We start from the raw sequence: 17,365 nt of genomic DNA, 5'->3' as shown, positions 1-17,365 counted from the left end.
TCCTCACCGTTCGTCGTCGTCGTCGGGGCCGCCGTACGCGGCGTCTTCGAGCTCGCTCAGCACCTGCTCCTCCACCAGCTCCGCCAGGGCGGCCACGGTGCGGGAGACCAGGATGTCGCGGGGGGTGAGCGTGACGCCGAAGGCGTCGTTGGCGCGGGAGGCGATCAGCAGGGCGCGCATCGAGTCGCCGCCCAGCAGGAAGTAGTCGTCCTCCACGCCCACGGCCGTCCGCAGGCTCTCCTCCCAGATGGCCGCCACCGCCTCCTCGGTGGGCGTGCGGGGCGCCACGTGGCCGGCCTGCCCCCACTCGACGGGGGCGGGCACGGGCAGCGCCCTCCGGTCGGTCTTGCCGCTCTCGGTGAGCGGGAAGGCGTCCAGGACCGCGAACGCCGAGGGGACCATGTAGCCCGGCAGGGAGCGGGCGGCCAGGGCGCGCAGCTCGGCGCCGGACGGCGCGTCGCCGCCGGGGCCCGCGAGCAGGTGGGCGACCAGGCGAGGCTGCCCCGGCTCGTCCTCCCGCACGCTCACCACGGCGTCCAGGACGGACGGGTGGCGCACCAGGACCGCCTCGACCTCGCCCGCCTCGATCCGGTGTCCGCGCAGCTTGAGCTGGTGGTCCGTGCGGCCCAGGTAGTGCAGCTCGCCTCGGGAGTCGCGGCGCACCCGGTCGCCGGTGCGGTACATCCGGGTGCCGGGCGGACCGAACGGGTCGGCCGTGAACCGCGCCGCGGTCAGCCCCGGCCGGCCCAGGTAGCCGCGGGCCAGGGCCGGTCCGCTCAGCCACAGTTCGCCCGGCACGCCGTCGGCCACCGGCCGCAGCCGCGCGTCCAGGACGTAGGCCCCGGTGGCGGGCAGCGGGCGGCCGATGGGCGGCGCGGCGCCGTCCGGCTCCAGCGGCGCGGACCAGGTGGCGACGACGGTGGCCTCGGTGGGCCCGTAGGAGTTGACCATGCGGTGCCGCGGGGCCCACCGGGCCACCAGGTCGGCGCTGCACGCGTCGGCGCCGACCACCAGCGTCTTGAGGTCCGGCAGCGTGCCGGGGGTGCCGGGCGGCAGGGTGGCCAGGGCGGCCGGGGGCAGCAGGGTATGGGTGATCCGCTCCTCCCGCAGCACCTGGGCGAGCGAGGTGCCGAGCAGCGGACCGGGAGCGGGGACCACCAGCCGGGCTCCGTGCGGGAGGGACATGCACAGTTCGAGCACGGAGGCGTCGAAGCTGGGGGTGGCGAAGGCCAGCACCCGGTCCCCCGGGGTCACTTGGTAGTGCTCGGCCTCGGCCGCGGCGAACACCGCGAGCCCGCGGTGGGTGAGGACGACGCCCTTGGGGGTACCGGTGGAGCCGGAGGTGTAGATCACGTAGGCCGGGTCGTCCAGGTCCAGCGGGCGGCTGCGGTCGGCGTCGGTGGGCCGGCGGTCGGGCGTGCCGTCCGCCGGCGCGGCCAGCAGGCCGGCCACCTCCTTGGCATCGAGGGTGAGCGCGGGAGCCGCGTCGCGCAGCATCAGCTCGACCCGTTCGTCCGGATAGGTGGGGTCGACCGGCAGGAACGCGGCGCCGGTCTTCGCCACCGCGAGCTGGGCCAGCACCATGTCCGCCGAGCGCGGCAGCAGCAGCGCCACCAGCTCGCCGGGACCGGCGCCGCGCGCGATGAGCCGGTGCGCCAGCCGGTTGGCGTGCGCCTCGACCTCGGCGAAGGACAGCTCCAGGCCCGGGGCGGCCAGCGCCGGTGCGTCCGGCCGGCGGTCCACGGCGGCCTCCACCAGGGCGGGCAGCGTGGCCCGGGGCGCCGGGTCGAGCGGCGGTCGCACCGGCCCGTGCAGCAGCCGGGTCCGCTCCCCGGGCGGCAGCACGTCGATGTCGTCCAGCCGGCCGGCGCCGTCCGAGGCGGCCAGCGCGGACAGCGTGTGCAGCAGCTGGGCGGCCAGCGAGCCGGCCGTGCCGGGATCGAAGTACCGCGGGTCGTAGCCGAGTTCCACACTGAGCCGGTCGCCGGGTGAAACCACGACGGTGAGCGGGTAGTTGGTGGCCTCCCGGGCCTCCAGGTCGCGGATCAGCAGTCCGTGCGCGCCGGCCGTCGCATCGCCCACCGGGTAGTTCTCGAAGACGATCAGACTGTCGAACATCGCTGTGCCGGGCGGCAGTTCGCTGAGGGCCTGGATCTCGCTCAGCGGCAGGTGGTCGAACCGGCGGTCCTCGGCCCGGGCCTCCTGCACCGCGCGCAGCCACCCGTCGCAGCTCGCGCCGCCGTCGACGGTGACGCGGGCGGGCAGCGTGGTGATGAAGAGGCCGATGATGGTGTCCGCGCCGACCAGGTCGGCCGGCCGGCCGGAGACGGTGGTGCCGAAGCACACCTGCGACTGGCCGCTCCAGCGCGAGAGCAGCAACGCCCAGGCCCCCTGGACCAGGGTGTTCAGGGTGAGGCGGTGGCGACGGGCGAACTCCTGGAGGCGGTGGGTCTCGGCCGCGCCGAGCCGCTGCGACAGCCAGACCCCGGAGCAGGCCGTCGCGTCCTGACCGGGCCTGCGGTCGTAGGGCAGCGCGGTGGGCGTGGCGAGGTCCGCCAGGGCGCCCCGCCAGTGGTCCGCCGCCCGGCCGGTGTCGCGGCCGGCCAGCCAGCCCGCGTAGTCCGCGAAGGGCCGGCGCTCGGGCAGACTCGGCCGCTCGCCGCGGGCGAGCGCCGCGTGGGCGGCCAGCACGTCCGACAGGACCTGGAAGACGCTCCACCCGTCCAGCAGGACGTGGTGGAAGGTCCACACCACGCGCACCGCGTCCGGGCCGAGCCGGACCAGGTCGAGCCGCAGCAGCGGGGCCCGGTCCAGGCCCAGCGGGCGGCCCCGCCGCTCGGCGAGGAACAGTTCCAGCTCCGTGCCGAGCCGCTCGGGCGCCACGGCGCTCCAGTCGTGCTCGGTGACGGGCAGGGTCGCCTGCCGGTGCACCACCTGAAGGGGTACGGGCACGTCGTGCAGCACCACGGAGGTGCGCAGCACCGGTGTGCGGTCGACCACGTGCTGCCAGGCGGCGGCCAGCAGTCGCGGGTCGCGGGCGCCGTCCAGCACGAAGGTGAGCTGCTCGACGTAGAGGCCGTTCCCCGCCTCGTCGAGGCCGTGCACGACCATGCCGGTCTGGGTCGGCGTGAGCGGGTAGATCTCCACCACCTCCCGCCCGGTGCCCGCCAGCCGGTCGACGGCCGGCTGGTCCAGCGGAGCGAGCGGGAAGTCGGAGGGCGTGCGGCCCCCGGCGCCGGGCTCGGCGCAGTGGCGGATGATCGCCCGCAGCTCGTCGGCCAGTTCGGCCGCCAGCCGGGCGACGGTCTCCCGCCGGTGCACCTCCCGGGAGTACGACCAGGTGAACTCCAGCCGCCCCTCGCTCACCTGCCCGAGGACGTCGAGGAGGTGCGGCCGCTCGGCCGAGGGGTCCATACCGCCGCCGAGCGGGCCGGACGGCGCGTGCAGCAGACCGCCCGGTGGGTGGTTCCGGTCCTGGCGCCCCAGGTAGTTGAAGCCGATCCGCGGCAGCTCCGGCAGCGGCGGTCCCCCGGCGGGCCGCAGGTGGCGAAGCGCGCCGTAGCCGAGTCCGCCGCGCGGCACCGCGCGCAGGCTCTCCTTGACCGCCTTCAGCGCGCCACCGGTGTCCGCGTCCCGGGGCACCTCCAGGGCGACGGGGTACATCGTGGTGAACCAGCCGACGGTCCGGGCGAGGTCGACGTCGTCGAACAGCTCCTCCCGGCCGTGGCCCTCCAGGGTCACCACCACCCGGTCCCGGCCGGTCCAGCGGGACAGCACCCGGCCCAGGGCGCAGAGCAGGACGTCGTTGACCCGGGTCCGGTAGACGTCCGGCACGTCCTGGAGCAGCCGGCGGGTCTCCTCGGCGTCCAGGCCGACGGTCAGCGCCTCCTCGACGGCCGCCGTGTTGGCGCCGTCGAGGTCCCTCGGCAGCACGATCGCGCCGTCCCCGTCGTCGAGGCTCTGCCAGTGGACGAGTTCGTCGTCGAAGCCGCCGGCCGCGGTGTGCGCGGCGAGCCGGCGGGCCCAGGCCTGGAACGAGGTGCTCTTGGCCCCGAGGTCGGGCGTCCGACCTTCGCCCAGGGCGCGATAGGCGCGCTCCAGGTCCTCGAGGATCAGCCGCCAGGAGACGGCGTCCACCACCAGGTGGTGCGCGGCCAGCAGCAGGACCGGGTGCGCCGCGCCGTCGAAGCGGCACAGCGCGGCGCGCAGCAGTGGCCCGCTGCCCAGGTCGAAGCCGTCCGCCAGGTCGGCGGCGGCCTCCCGCAGCGCCGCCGCGAGGACCCGCGGCTCACCGCCGGGCAGGTCGTGCACCCGCAGGCTGACCGGCGCGCCGCCGGGGGCGGCTCCGTACTGGCGCCACTGACCGGGGCCGGTCGGCTCGAACCGGAGGCTCAGCGCGTCGTGGTGGGCCAGCACGGCGGTCAGGGCCGCGCGCAGCAGGGTCTCGTCGGCGTCCGCCGCGAGCTGGTGGGAGACCCCCTGGGTGAAGCGGGCGTCACCGCCCAGGGTGTCGAACAGCCAGTGCTGGACGGGGGTGAGCGGCACCTCGCCCACCACCGCGCCCTGCTCGGCGACGACCGCCGCGACCGGCGCCTCCTCGGCGGCCAGGGCGAGTTCGGCCAGTGTCTGGTGCGAGAACAGGTGCCGGGGGGTCAGCGCGAGCCCGGCCCGGCGGGCGGCCGAGACGATCTGGATCCCCAGGATCGAGTCGCCGCCGAGCGCGAAGTAGTTGTCGTCCGGGCCCACGTCGGGCACACCGAGGACCTCGGACCAGATCGCGGCGAGCAGCCGCTCGGTGCCGGTGCGCGAGGGCCGGTCGCCGGCCGCGGCCGGGGTGGCCCGCGGCGGCTCGGACAGGGTTCCCCCCGGCGCCGGGGCCACCGCCGCCGCGAGCCGTTCGAGGGCCGCGCGTCCGCGCGGCGGGTCCGGCAGCGGCACGTCGGCCGGCGACTGTTCGAGGTCCGCCGCGATCGCCGCGAGCAGCGTCGCCAGGCCCGCCCCGAGCGCCTCGACGGTCGCCGCGTCGAAGGCGGCCGGGTCGTACTCGAGGCTGACCGACAGCGCCTCGCCGGGCACCACCACCACGCACAGCGGGTAGTTGGTGGGCTCCACGTCGCGTTCGGCCTCGACGGCCAGGCCGTAACGGTTCACCGCGTCCTCGTCGAACGGGTAGTTCTCGAAGACCACGATGCTGTCGAACAGGCTGGTCCCGCCAGGCACCTCGCTCCAGGTCTGCAGCTGCGCCAGCGAGACGAAGCCGTGGCGCCGGTCCTCCGACTGGGCGGCCTGCAGAGCACGCAGCCACTCCCGCAGCGGGCGCTGTCCCTCGATCCGCACCCGGGTGGGCAGCGTGTTGATGAACAGCCCCACCATCGAGGTCACGCCGGGGAGTTCGGCAGGCCGACCGGAGACGATGGTGCCGAACACCACGTCGTCGCCGCCGCCGCAGCGCGCGAGCAGCAGCGCCCAGGCACCCTGCAGCACCGTGTTGACGGTCAGCCCCGCCTGTTGCGCCGTCTCGCGCAGCCGCGGCGACAGGTCGTCGTCGAGCGCCACGCGCACCGACGCGCCGGAGGAGGCACGGTGGGCCTCGACGGGCCACCGGTCCCGGGGCAGCGGGGTGGCGGCCGGGAATCCGGCGAGGGCCTCGCGCCAGTGCCGCTCGGCCCGGGCGGGGTCCTGCCCGGCCAGCCAGCCCAGGTAGTGGCCGAAGGGAGCCCGCTCGGGCGCCGCCGGCGGGCGCCCGGTGGTGAGGGCGTCGTACCGCTCGCACACCTCGTCGAAGACCTGGGCCGCGCTCCACCCGTCCAGCAGGACGTGGTGGAAGGTCCACACCATCCGCACCCGGGTCGGTGACAGCCGGATCAGGGCGAGCCGCATCAGCGGCGCCGTGCGCAGGTCGAGGCCGGCCTGCCGGTCCTCGGCGACCAGACGGGCCGTCTCGCGCTCGATCCGGTCGGCCGGCCACTGCGACCAGTCGTGGTGGGCCACCGGCACGGCGGCCCGCTGCTGGACGACCTGGTGCGGCTCGGCGCTCTCCTCCCAGGTCAGCCGGGTGCGCAGGATCGGGTTGGCGTCCGCGGTCCGCTGCCACGCCTCGGCCAGGGCGTGCGGGTCGGTGACCCCGGACAGCACCAGCTGCACCTGGTTGAGGTAGGTGCGGCCGTCCGGTTCGAGCAGGCTGTGGAAGAGCATGCCGGCCTGCATCGGCGTGAGCGGGTAGACGTCCGCCACGTCGCGCCCGTCCCCCACGATCCGGTCGACGGCCGCCTGGTCCAGGCGGGCCAGCGGGAAGTCGGCGGGGGTGCGGCCGCCGGCGTCCGGGTCGGCGCAGTGGGCGACGATGCCTTCCAGCGCGGTCACCATGCCGTCCGCCAGCGAGGCCACGGTCCGCTCGTGGTGGCGGCCGGCGCTGTAGTACCAGCTGATCTCCAGGTGGTCGTCCTGGACGCGGGCCACTACGTCGAGCAGGTGCGGGCGCACCGCGCCGGGCGCCTGCGCGCCGTCGAGCCCGCCGGGGACCGCGCGCACCAGCGCGGCGCCCTCGTCCGACCAGTCGAACCGGCCCAGGTAGTTGAAGCTGATGCCGGGAGTCGCCGCACCGACCAGCTGGGCGTCCTGGGCGAGGTGGCGCAGCGCGCCGTAGCCCAAACCCCGGTCGGGCACCGCGCGCAGCTGCTCCTTCACGGACTTGAGCGCGGTGCCCCAGTCCCCCTCGGGCACCCGGAGGGCGACGGGGAAGAGCGTGGTGAACCAGCCGACCGTGCGGGACAGATCGATGTCCTCGAAGAACTGGTCCTCGCGCCCGTGCCCCTCCAGCCCGACGGCGACGGTGTCCCGCCCGGTCCATCGGGCGACGACCCGGCCGAGCGCGGTGAGCAGGACGTCGTCGATCCGGGTCCGGTAGGCCCCGGGGACCTTGCGCAGCAGTTCGTCGGTGCGTTCCCGGTCCAGCCGGACCGTCACCGCGCGCACGTCGGCCGCGGTGTTGCCGCCCTCGCTGTCCACCGGCAGCGGCGCCGCGCTGTGCCGGGCGACCGCCGTCCAGTGGGCACGCCGGCCGGCGAACCCGCCGCTCGCCGTGTGCTCGCGCAACCGGCGCGTCCATTCCTGGAACGAGCTCGTCCGGGCGGGCAGGCGCAGCGGCCGACCGGCCGCGGCCTGCCGGTAGGCGGTCTCCAGGTCCTCCAGCAGCACCCGCCAGGAGACCCCGTCGACCACCAGGTGGTGCACGGCCAGCAGCAGCCGGGCGGGCCCGGTGCCGCCGGTGGTGAACAGGCGGGCGGTGAGCAGCGGGCCGGTCTCCAGCCGGAACCCTTCGTGCGCCGCCGCGGTGGCCAGGGCCTCGGCCCGCTCGGCCGCGCCCGGCTCCAGGCCGGCCAGGTCGCAGACTTCGAGCAGCTCGGGCGCGGGGGCGTCCGCCGGGGCGCAGTGCTGGCGGACGCCGCCGTCCGGCTCGGCGGTGAAGCGTGACCGCAGCGCGTCGTGGTGCGCCCACAGGGCCGTCAGGGCGCGGCGCAGCACGTCCGGGTCGACCTGGCCGGGGGTCTCCACGACCACGCTCTGGTTGAAGAAGCCGGCCTGCGGCGGGCGGGGGTCGAGGTACCAGTGCTGGATCGGCGCGAGGGCGACCTCGCCGCTCACCGGCTCGGTGCCGGCGACGGAGCCCGCCGTGCCGGTCATGACGGCCAGTGCGGCGATGGTGGGGAACCGGAACAGGTCGCGGGGGGTCAGCGCGAGCCCCGCTGCCCGGGCCCGCGAGACGACCTGGATGCTCAGGATCGAGTCGCCGCCCAGCATGAAGAAGTCGTCGTCGACGCCGACGCGGTCCACGCCGAGCAGCTCCGCCCAGATCGCGGCGAGCACCTGTTCGGTCCCGGTGGCCGGTGCCCGGTAGGCGCTGTCTCCGGACGCCGCCCAGTCGGGGGCGGGCAGCCGGCGCCGGTCGACCTTGCCGTTCGCCGTCAGGGGCAGCTCGGGCACCGTGACGAACGCGGCGGGCAGCATGTAGTCGGGCAGGTCGCCCGCCAGGTGGCTGCGCAGGGCGGTCGCGGACGGCGCCGCGGCGCCTTCGGCCGGCACCAGGTGGGCGGCCAGCCGCTTGCGGCCGCCGTCCTGGTGGAGCGAGACGACCGCCTCGGCGACGTCCGGGTGGTCGGTGAGGCGCGCCTCGATCTCGGCGGGTTCGATGCGGAACCCGCGGACCTTGATCTGGTCGTCCGCCCGCCCCACGAAGTGCAGTTCGCCGTCGTCGCTCCAGCGCGCGGTGTCACCGGTGCGGTACATCCGCTCCCCCGGCGGCCCGAACGGGTCGGCCAGGTAACGGGTGGCGGTCTCGCCGGGCCGGCCGGCGTAGCCCCGGGCGAGCCCGGCGCCGGCGATGTACAGCTCTCCCACGATGCCGGGCGGTTGCGGCTGGAGCGCGTCGTCGAGCAGGTAGACGCGGGTGTTGTCCAGCGGGCGTCCGATGGGCAGCACCGCGGACAGCGGCTCGCCGGCGCGGAAGACCCGGCGGGTGGCGAAGGTGGTCGTCTCGGTCGGACCGTAGCCGTCGACCACGGTCAGGTCGGGGCACGCCTCCAGGACCCGGCGGACCACCGCGCCCGGCACGGCCTCGCCACCGGTCCACACTTCCCGGGCGCCGCGCAGGCAGCCGGGGTCCTCCTGGGCGAGGAGGCGGAAGAGGCCGGCGGTCAGCCAGAGGTGGCGCACACCCTGCTCGGTGACGGCGCGCCGGACCACGGCCGCGTCCAGTTCCACCGGAGGGGCCAGCACGGCCGTGCCGCCGCGCAGCAGGGGCACCCACACCTCGTAGGTGGAGGCGTCGAACGCGTGCGGGGAGTGCACGAGCACCCGGTCGTGGCCGGTGAAGGCACGGCCCAGGGCGAGCGCGGCGACATCGCGCTGGCGCACCGCGACGCCCTTGGGCGTGCCCGTCGAGCCGGAGGTGAACATCAGGTACTGGAGGTTGTCGGGGTGGACCGCCGGACCGTCCTGATCGGGCCGGCCCTCGGCGGCCGCGTGGTGCGTCGGCTCGTCCGGGCGCAGGACGCCGTCGCCGGGGCACAGGTCGCGCGCCGTCGGCTCCCAGTCGGCGTCGGTGAGCACCAGCCCGGCGCCGGCCTCGGCCAGCGTCCGGCGCAGCCGCTCGCGCGGCGCCCGCCCGTCCAGCGGCACGTACACCCCGCCGGTGCGGACCAGTGCCAGTTGGGCGACGATCAGCCACACCGAACGGTTCATCAGCACGCCGACCGGGCGTTCGACCCGGACGCCGAGCGCGGTCAGCCGGCGCGCCAGGGCGGCGGCGCGGGCGTCGAGCTCCCGGTAGCTGAGTCGCTCGTCGCCCGCTTCCAGCGCGACGGCGTCGGGCGTGCGGCGCACCTGTTCGGCGAACAGCTCGGCGACGCTGCGTTCGGGCAGGTCGGTGGCGGTGTCGTTCCAGGCGTGGAGCACCTGGGCGCGGCGCTCCGCGCTCAGCAGCGGCAGCCGGGCGGGCGGACGCTGGGCGCCGTCGGGCATACCCGCCAGCAGGACGGTGAGGTACTCGGCCATCCGCCGAGCCGTGGCGGCGTCGAACAGCTCCGGGTCGTAGCAGAGCCGCAGCGCCAGCTCAGGGCCCGGGTAGGCCACCAGGCTCAAGGGGTAGTTGGTGGTCTCGACACCCTCCAGGCCGCTCAGGCGCAGGCCGTGGGCGGCGGCGAGTTCGTCGTCCACCGGGTAGTTCTCGAAGACGACGATGCTGTCGAACAGGGCGGTCCGCTCGGGAAGGCCGGTGAACGTCCGCATCCGGGTCAGTGGCACGAAGTCGAAGCGCCGGTCCTCGTTCTGCTCCCACTGGAGCCGGCGCAGCCAGTCGACCAGCGTGCCGACGGCCGGCACCGCCGCGCGGGTGGGCAGCGTCGCGATGAAGAGGCCGGTCATCGCCTCGGCGCCGGGCAGCTCGGCCGGCCGGCCGGACACCGCGGTACCGAACACCACCTCGTCACGGCCTGACTGACGCCCCAGCAGCAGCGCCCAGGCGCCCTGGACCAGGGTGTTCAGGGTGAGGCCGGTGGTCTTCGCGAAGCCTTCCAGGGCCCGGGTGGCGGACGCGGGCACGCTCACCCGCACGGCCTGGCCGGACTCCGCGTGGTGGCTCTCGCGCGGCTCGCGGTCCCAGGGCAGCGGCGTCGCCTCGGTCAGGCCGCCGAGGCGCTCCCGCCAGTGCTGCTCGGCCTGGTCCCAGTCGCGCTCGCGCAGCCAGGCCAGGTAGTCGCGGTAGGGAGGGCGCTGCGCCGTCCCGTCCGGGACGTCGAGGCCGTCGAGGACGTCGAGGACGTCCGGAGCGTCCGGCCCCGCCGCGCAGAGCGCCGCGTGGCAGGCGAAGACGTCCGACAGCACCTGGAACAGGCTCCAGCCGTCCAGGATCAGGTGGTGAAAGGACCAGACCACGCGCACCCCGGTCTCCGAGACCCGTGCGAGCACCAGGCGCTGGAGCGGCGCCTGGGCAAGGTCGATGCCGGTCGCGCGGTCGCGGTCCAGCAGGTCGGCCAGCCGCTCGCGGCGCTCCTCCTCGGTCAGCTCGCGCCAGTCCAGGCCGGTGACCGGGACGGGGGCGCGGCGTTCCACCACCAGCAACGGCTCGGGCACGCCCTGCCACCGGACGCGGCCGCGCAGCACCGCGCTGCGCCCGGTCACCCGCTGCCAGGCCGCGGCCAGCCGGTCCGGGTCGGGTACGCCCTCCAGGACGAAGGTCAGCTGCTGGAAGTAGGCGGCGCTGTCGGCCTGGGAGAGGGCGTGGAAGAGCATGCCGGTCTGGGTCGGCGTCAGCGGCAGGACGTCCTCCACGGCGCCCGGCTCGGCTCCCACGACGCGGTCCACGGCGGCCTGGTCGAGCCGGACGAGCGGGAAGTCGGACGGCGTGCGGCCGCCCGCGCCCGGCCGGGCCGCGTGCCGGGCGAGGTCGGCCAGCGTGTCGGCGAACCGTCCGGCCAGCGCCTCGACGGTGGAGGGCAGGTACCGCTGGTCGGAGTAGAACCAGCTGAACTCCAGCGCGTCACCGTCGAGGCGTCCGACGACCTCCAGGGCGTGCGGGCGCTCGACCAGGGGGTCGGCGTCCAGCTCCAGCGGGCGGAAGGTGCCCCGGTACAGGCCGTCCGGGCCGTCCGGGAACGCGATGCGCCCCAGGTAGTTGAAGCTGACCTGCGCCGTCCTGCCCTGCGCCGTCCTGCCCTGCGCCGCCGCGCCCCGCGCCGTCCCGATCCGGCCCAGCCGGTCAAGCACGTCGTGGCCCAGGCCGTGCCGGGGAACGGCCCGCAGCTGCTCCTTGACCTGCTTGAGGACCGCGTCCCAGTCCGCCTGCGCCGGAACGGCGAGGGCGACGGGGTGCCGGGTGGTGAACCAGCCGACGGTACGGCTGATGTCGAGGTCGGGGAAGAGTTCCTCCCGCCCGTGCCCCTCGACGTCGACCACCACCCGGTCCTGCCCGCTCCACCCGCACAGGACCCGGCCGAGAGCGCTCAGCAGCACGTCGTTGACCTGGGTGCGGTAGGTCTCGGGCAGGGTGCGCAGCAGGACGGCGGTGTCGGCGGCGCTCAGGCGCACGGTCACCGAGCGGGCCGAGGCGTAGGTGTCGGCGCCCGCCAGGTCGGCCGGGAGCGGGTCCGCGCGGTCCGGGAGGGCTCGCGCCCAGTAGCCCCGCTCGTCGTCGAAGCCGCCGTCGGCGGCGTGCGCGTGCAGCCGCTGGGCCCACTGCCGCAGCGGCGAGGACTTGGCGGGCAGCGCCGCCGCTCCGTCGCCGCCGTCGCGGCGGGCCCGGTAGGCCCGGTCGAGGTCCTCCAGCAGCACCCGCCAGGAGACGCCGTCCACCACCAGGTGGTGCACGGCCAGGTGCAGGACGGGCGGGCGGGCGGCCCCGCGCTCGTGCAGCACGGCGCGCAGCTGCGGCCCGTGGCGCAGGTCGAAGGGGCCGAAGTGCGGGGTGTCGGTGTCCGGGCCGCTGTGGCGGGCCAGGGCGACCCGGCGGGTCTGCTCGTCGATCCGCCAGCGCGGGTCCGCGCCGTCGGCGGCCCCAAACGATGAGCGCAGGGCGTCGTGGTGAGCGACCAGGTCGTTCAGCGCGTCCTCCAGCGCCGCCGGGTCCAGGTCCTCGGGCAGCCGGACGGACAGCGCCTGGGCGAAGTGGCCGACGCGTTCGGCGCCCGCGTCGAACCACCAGTGCTGGATGGGCGTCAGGGGGCTCTCGCCGGTAGCGGCGACCCCGGCGGGGGCGGTCGGCCGCGACCGGTCGGCGGCGTCCGCGCAGCGGGCGAGCGCGGCGACCGTCTGGTGCTGGTAGACGTCCCGGGAGGTCACCGGCAGGCCGGACTGCCGGGCGCGGGCGACCACCTGGATGCTCAGGATGGAGTCGCCGCCGAGCTGGAAGAAGTTGTCCTCCGCGCCGACCCGCTCCACCTGGAGGACGTCCGCCCAGATGGCGGCGAAGGCCCGCTCGCTGGGAGAGCGGGGCTCGACGTGGCCCACGGCGCGCGGGGCCGGTCCCGGAGCGGGCAGCCGGCCGCGGTCGAGCTTGCCGTTGGGGTTGAGCGGCAGGGTCGCCAGCACCAGGACCGCCGAGGGGACGAGGTAGTCGGGCAGCGTGAGAGCGAGCTCCCGGCGTACGGCTTCGGGCTCCGTGCGGCCTCCCGGGACGGGGACGACGTAGCCGACCAGGCGCCGGGTGCCCTCGCTCTCGCGGACGGTGGCGGCTGCCTGCGCCACGCCCTCGCAGCCGCGCAGCGCCTCCTCCACCTCCCCCAGTTCGATCCGGAAGCCGCGGACCTTGACCTGCTGGTCGATCCGGCCGACGTACTCCAGCTCACCCTCGGGGCTCCAGCGGGCCAGGTCCCCCGTGCGGTACATCCGCTGCCCCGGCGCGCCGTACGGGTCGGCCACGAACCGGGCGGCGGTCAGGCCCGGGCGGCCGAGGTAGCCGCGCGCCAGGCCGCCGCCACCGAGGTACAACTCGCCGACCACCCCCGGAGGCTGCGGGCGCAGCGCGTCGTCGAGGACATAGCCGCGGGTCAGCGCGAGCGGGCTGCCGATCGGCGGTGCCTGCTCCGGCAGCCCGTCGCCCGCGAACCAGGCGGTGGCGTACACGGTGGCCTCGGTGGGGCCGTAGAGATTGGCGATCTCGCACCCGGGCATGACCTCCCGCAGGTCGCGCACCACCTGGGCCGGGAGGGCCTCACCGGCCAGCACGACGGTCCGCGCCTCCACTGGGGCCCCGCCGCCGGCGAGCAGGCGGGAGATCACCGAGGGCACGCCGCTGACCAGCCCGACCTGCCGCCGGCCGGGCGTGTCGGCGAGGGCGGGCAGGTCGGCGACCACCTCGACGCTCCCGCCCGCCAGCAGGGGGCAGAGCAGTTCGAAGACCGACACGTCGAAGTTGAGCGAGGTGGCGGCGATCACGTGGTCCAAGCCGCCCGGACCGAACCGCTCCCCCGCCCAGCCGGCGAGCGCGACGACCGTGCGGTGGGCGACCACCACACCCTTGGGGCGGCCGGTGGACCCCGAGGTGTAGATGACGTAGGCCGGGTGGTCCGGCGCCAGCGGCCCGAGCCGGTCGGCATCGGTCAGATCGGCTTCGTCCGTGCCCGGGGCGTCGGCAAGCTCGTCGAGGATCAGGGGCTCGCAGCCCTCCGGCAGCGCGGCGGCCGTCTGCCGGGTGGCGACGACGAGCACCGGCTCGGCGTCGTCGAGCATCAGCCGGATGCGCTCGGCCGGATAGCCCGGGTCCAGCGGGAGGTACCCCGCGCCCGACTTCAGCACCGCCCAGAGCGCCGAGGGCAGTTCGGCGGAGCGGGGCAGGCAGAGCGCGACCAGCTTCTCCGGGCCCGCGCCCCGGGAGACCAGCAGCCGGGCGAGGCGGTTGGCACGCCGGTTCACCTGGGCGTAGTCCAGTCGCACCGCGTCGCAGACCACGGCGGTCCGCTCGGGGGTGCGGGCCGCCTGCGCCTCGAACAGCTCGGGCAGGGCGACCTCCGCGGCGGTGGGCCCGGTGCGCGCGGGCGGGTTCCACGAGTCGATCAGGGTGCGCCGCTCCTGCTCCGAGAGCATCGGCAGTTCGGCCAGCCGCAGCTGCGGGCCGTCCGCCATCGCCGCCAGCAGTCGGTGCAGGTGGCGGGACATCCGGGCCACGGTCGGGGCCTCGAAGAGGTCCGTGTTGTACTCGACGGTCAGGACGCAGCCGCCCTCGGCGTCCGGGGAGAACTCCAGGACCAGGTCGAAGCGCGCGGCGGGCCGCGGCAGCGGGTGTTCTTCGAGGCGCAGGCCGCCGGCGCTCGGCAGGTCGAGGGGGGCCTGCTGGACGACGAGCACCTGCACCAGCGGGGTGCGGCTGGGATCCCGGGGCGGGGCCAGCTCCTCGACCACCCGGTCGAAGGGCACCCCGGCGTGGACGAAGGCGTCCAGCACGGTCGTGCGCATGTTCTCGACGAACCGGTCGACGGTGACCGTCTCGTCCACGTCGCCGCGCAGCACGACCGTGTTCGCGAAGAAGCCCGTCACATCCTCCAGCTCGCGGCGCTCCCGCCCGTTGGTGACGGTGCCGAAGGCCACGTCCCGCTGTCCCGAGTAGCGGGAGAACAGCAGCGCGGACGCCCCCGCGAACAGGGTGAACACCGTCGTGCCGCGTCCGGTGGCGAGGTGCCGAAGCCGGGCCACCAGGTCCGCGGGCAGGTGGTGGCGGTGTGCGGCGCCCGAGGTGGTGCGCACCGCGGGCCGCGGCCGGTCGGTGGGCAGGTGCAGGTGCTGCAGCCCGGACAGGTGGCGCTTCCAGTACCCGAGGCTCCCGGCGTCCTCCGCGACCTGCGCGTTCGAGGCTTGACGCCGCTGCTCCCAGACGGCGAAGTCGGGGTACTGGAGAGCCGGCACGGGCAGCGCGTCCGGTTCGCCGGAGACCTCCGCGTGGTAGAGCGCGGCCAGCTCGCGGACCAGGACGCCCACCGACCACCCGTCGGTGATGACGTGGTGCTGCCCCAGCAGCAGCAGGTGCTCGTCGGGGGCCAGGCGCACCAGCAGCGCCCGGGCCAGCGGGCCGCCCGTCAGGTCGTAGGGGCGGCTCAGCTCGTCGGTCAGCAACCGCTCGGCGGCCTCGGCGCGCCGCACCGCGGGCAGCTCGCCGAGGTCAGCCGTGCGCAGCGGCAGGGCGGCCTGCTCCGCGATCCGCTGCACGCCCTGCCCGTCGACCGTGTCGAACGTGGTGCGCAGCGAGGCGTGCCGGGCGACCAGGCGCCGCAGGGCCCGGCTCAGCGCCTCGGGGTCCGGTGCGCCGTGCAGCCGCAGGGCCACGCCGGTGTTGTACTCCGTCCCGCCGGCCGTGAGGTCGTCGAGGAACCAGAGCCGTCGCTGGGCGTTGGACAGCGGCAGCGGCACCCCGCGCGGGGCGGCCGGGATCGGCTCGGGCGGCGCGGCGGCGCGGTGCCCGCCCAGCAGCGGGGCCAGGGCCGCCACGGAGCGTGCGGTGAAGACGTCCCGCAGGGTGAGCCGGACGCCCAGTTCGTCCCTGATCCGGGCCAGGGTGCGGGCGGCGAGGATCGAGTCGCCGCCCAGCTCGAAGAAGTCGTCCGTCGCCCCGACCGTGTCGGCGCCCAGCACGTCCGCCCAGATGGCGGCCAGGGTGCGCTCCGGCGCGGTGAGCGGTGCCGCCCGGTCGGCGGACGCCGGGCGGACGGGCGCGGGCAGCGCTCGCCGGTCGATCTTGTTCTGCGAGGTGAGCGGCATCGCCGCCAGCACGACGACGACGGACGGCACCAGCTGGGCCGGCAGCGCGGCGGCCAGGTTCGTGCGCAGCTCCGCCGGGTCGGGGGCCCGCTCCGGGTCGGCCGGGGTGACGTAGCCGACCAGGCGTTCCCGGCCCGGCTCGTCCTCGCGGACCACGACGACGGCCTCGCCGACGGCGGTGTCCCGCCGCAGGGCGGCCTCGATCTCGCCCGGTTCGATCCGGAAGCCTCGGAGCTTCACCTGCCGGTCGAGCCGGCCGAGGAACTCCAGTTCTCCCTCGGCGTTCCAGCGCGCCCGGTCGCCGGTGCGGTAGAGCCGGGCGCCCGGTTCTCCGAACGGGTCGGCGACGAAGCGGGCGGCGGTCAGCCCGGCGCGGTTCAGGTAGCCGCGCGCCACCGCTTCGCCACCGATGTACAACTCGCCTTCCAAGGAACCCGGTTGCGGACGCATCGCCGCGTCCAGCACGTACACCCGGGTGTGCGGCAGGGCCCCGCCGATCGTCGGTGTACCGGCACCGGCCGAGAGCGGCCCGGTCCAGGTGGCCACGATGGTGGCCTCGGTCGGACCATAGGAGTTGATCATGCGTCGGCCCGGCGCCCAGCGGTCGACGAGCGCGGGCGGGCAGGCCTCGGCCCCGACGATCAGTGTGCGCAGCCGGTGGGCGGTGCCCGCAGCGGGGGCGGGCAGCGTCGCCAGCGCGGCCGGCGGGATCAGGGCGTGCGTGATGCCGTGCTCGTCCAGGACGGCGGCGAGTTCGTCGCCCAGCCAGGGGCCGCCCGGGGGCACCACGAGCGTGGCCCCGGACAGCACCGAGATGAAGAGCTCCAGGACGGAGGCGTCGAAGCTGGGCGAGGAGAACTGCAGCACCCGGTCACCGGAGCGCACCGCGTACCGCTCGATGGCGGCCGCGGTGAACCCGCCGATGCCGCGATGGGTGACCGCCACGCCCTTCGGCGTCCCGGTGGAGCCCGACGTGTAGATCACGTACGCGACGTGGTCGGCGCCGACCGCCGGCCGGGGAAGGCCGCCCCCTCCCCCGTCCGCCGCGTCCAGCACGGCGCGCACGAAGCCCGGGTCGTCCAGGGTCACCGCGGGCGCCGCGTCGGCGAGCATGAGAGCGCGCCGCTCGGCGGGGTAGTCGGGATCGACCGGCAGGAAGGCGGCGCCCGCCCTCGCGGTGGCCAGCTCCGCCGCGATCAGCTCCATCGAGCGCGGCAGGACCAGTGCCACCGTCCGCTCCGGCCCGGCCCCGCGCCGCACGAGGTACCCGGCCAGCAGGTCGACCCGTGCCGCCAGCTCCCGGTAGCTCCAGGTGCGCCGGCCGTCGGTCACCGCGGGCGCGTCGGGCGTGCGGGCCACCCAGGTGGCGAACAGCTCGCCGAGCGTCGCGCCCCCGTCCACCGGGGACGCCTCGTGCTCGGGCACCCCGAAGGCTTCACCGGCCTGCTGCGAGGTGGGCGCGGGGACGAGGTGGTCGGGCTGGTCGGCCATGGAGATGAGGTCCTTCCGGGCGGGGAGGAGGCGGCGCGAGCGGTGTGCGGGCAGCGGAGTGCGGCCGGGCACGCCCGACGCGTACTCCGGCACCAAGGGCTGAACGGACTGACGAGCTGACAGGCGGACGAGC

General features: G+C 75.9%; 1 protein-coding gene. It reads right to left on the bottom strand.

Annotated elements, in window-relative coordinates; genetic code table 11:
• Positions 1 to 3: 3 nt before the first annotated feature.
• Positions 4 to 17,232 (bottom strand): non-ribosomal peptide synthase/polyketide synthase, encoded by a 17,229-nt coding sequence (locus ACIF6L_RS32445; RefSeq protein WP_396490991.1) that lies wholly within the window; start codon positions 17,230 to 17,232, stop codon positions 4 to 6.
• Positions 17,233 to 17,365 lie beyond the last annotated feature (133 nt).

The organism is Kitasatospora sp. NPDC086009 (genome assembly GCF_044540385.1).
In the GTDB taxonomy this organism is placed as follows: domain Bacteria; phylum Actinomycetota; class Actinomycetes; order Streptomycetales; family Streptomycetaceae; genus Kitasatospora.
This window is presented reverse-complemented; position numbering and strand designations above follow the sequence as displayed.

Excerpts from the sequence above, each read along its gene's own strand:
- ACIF6L_RS32445 (WP_396490991.1), bottom strand. The coding sequence starts at position 17,232 with ATGGCCGACCAGCCCGACCACCTCGTCCCCGCGCCCACCTCGCAGCAG.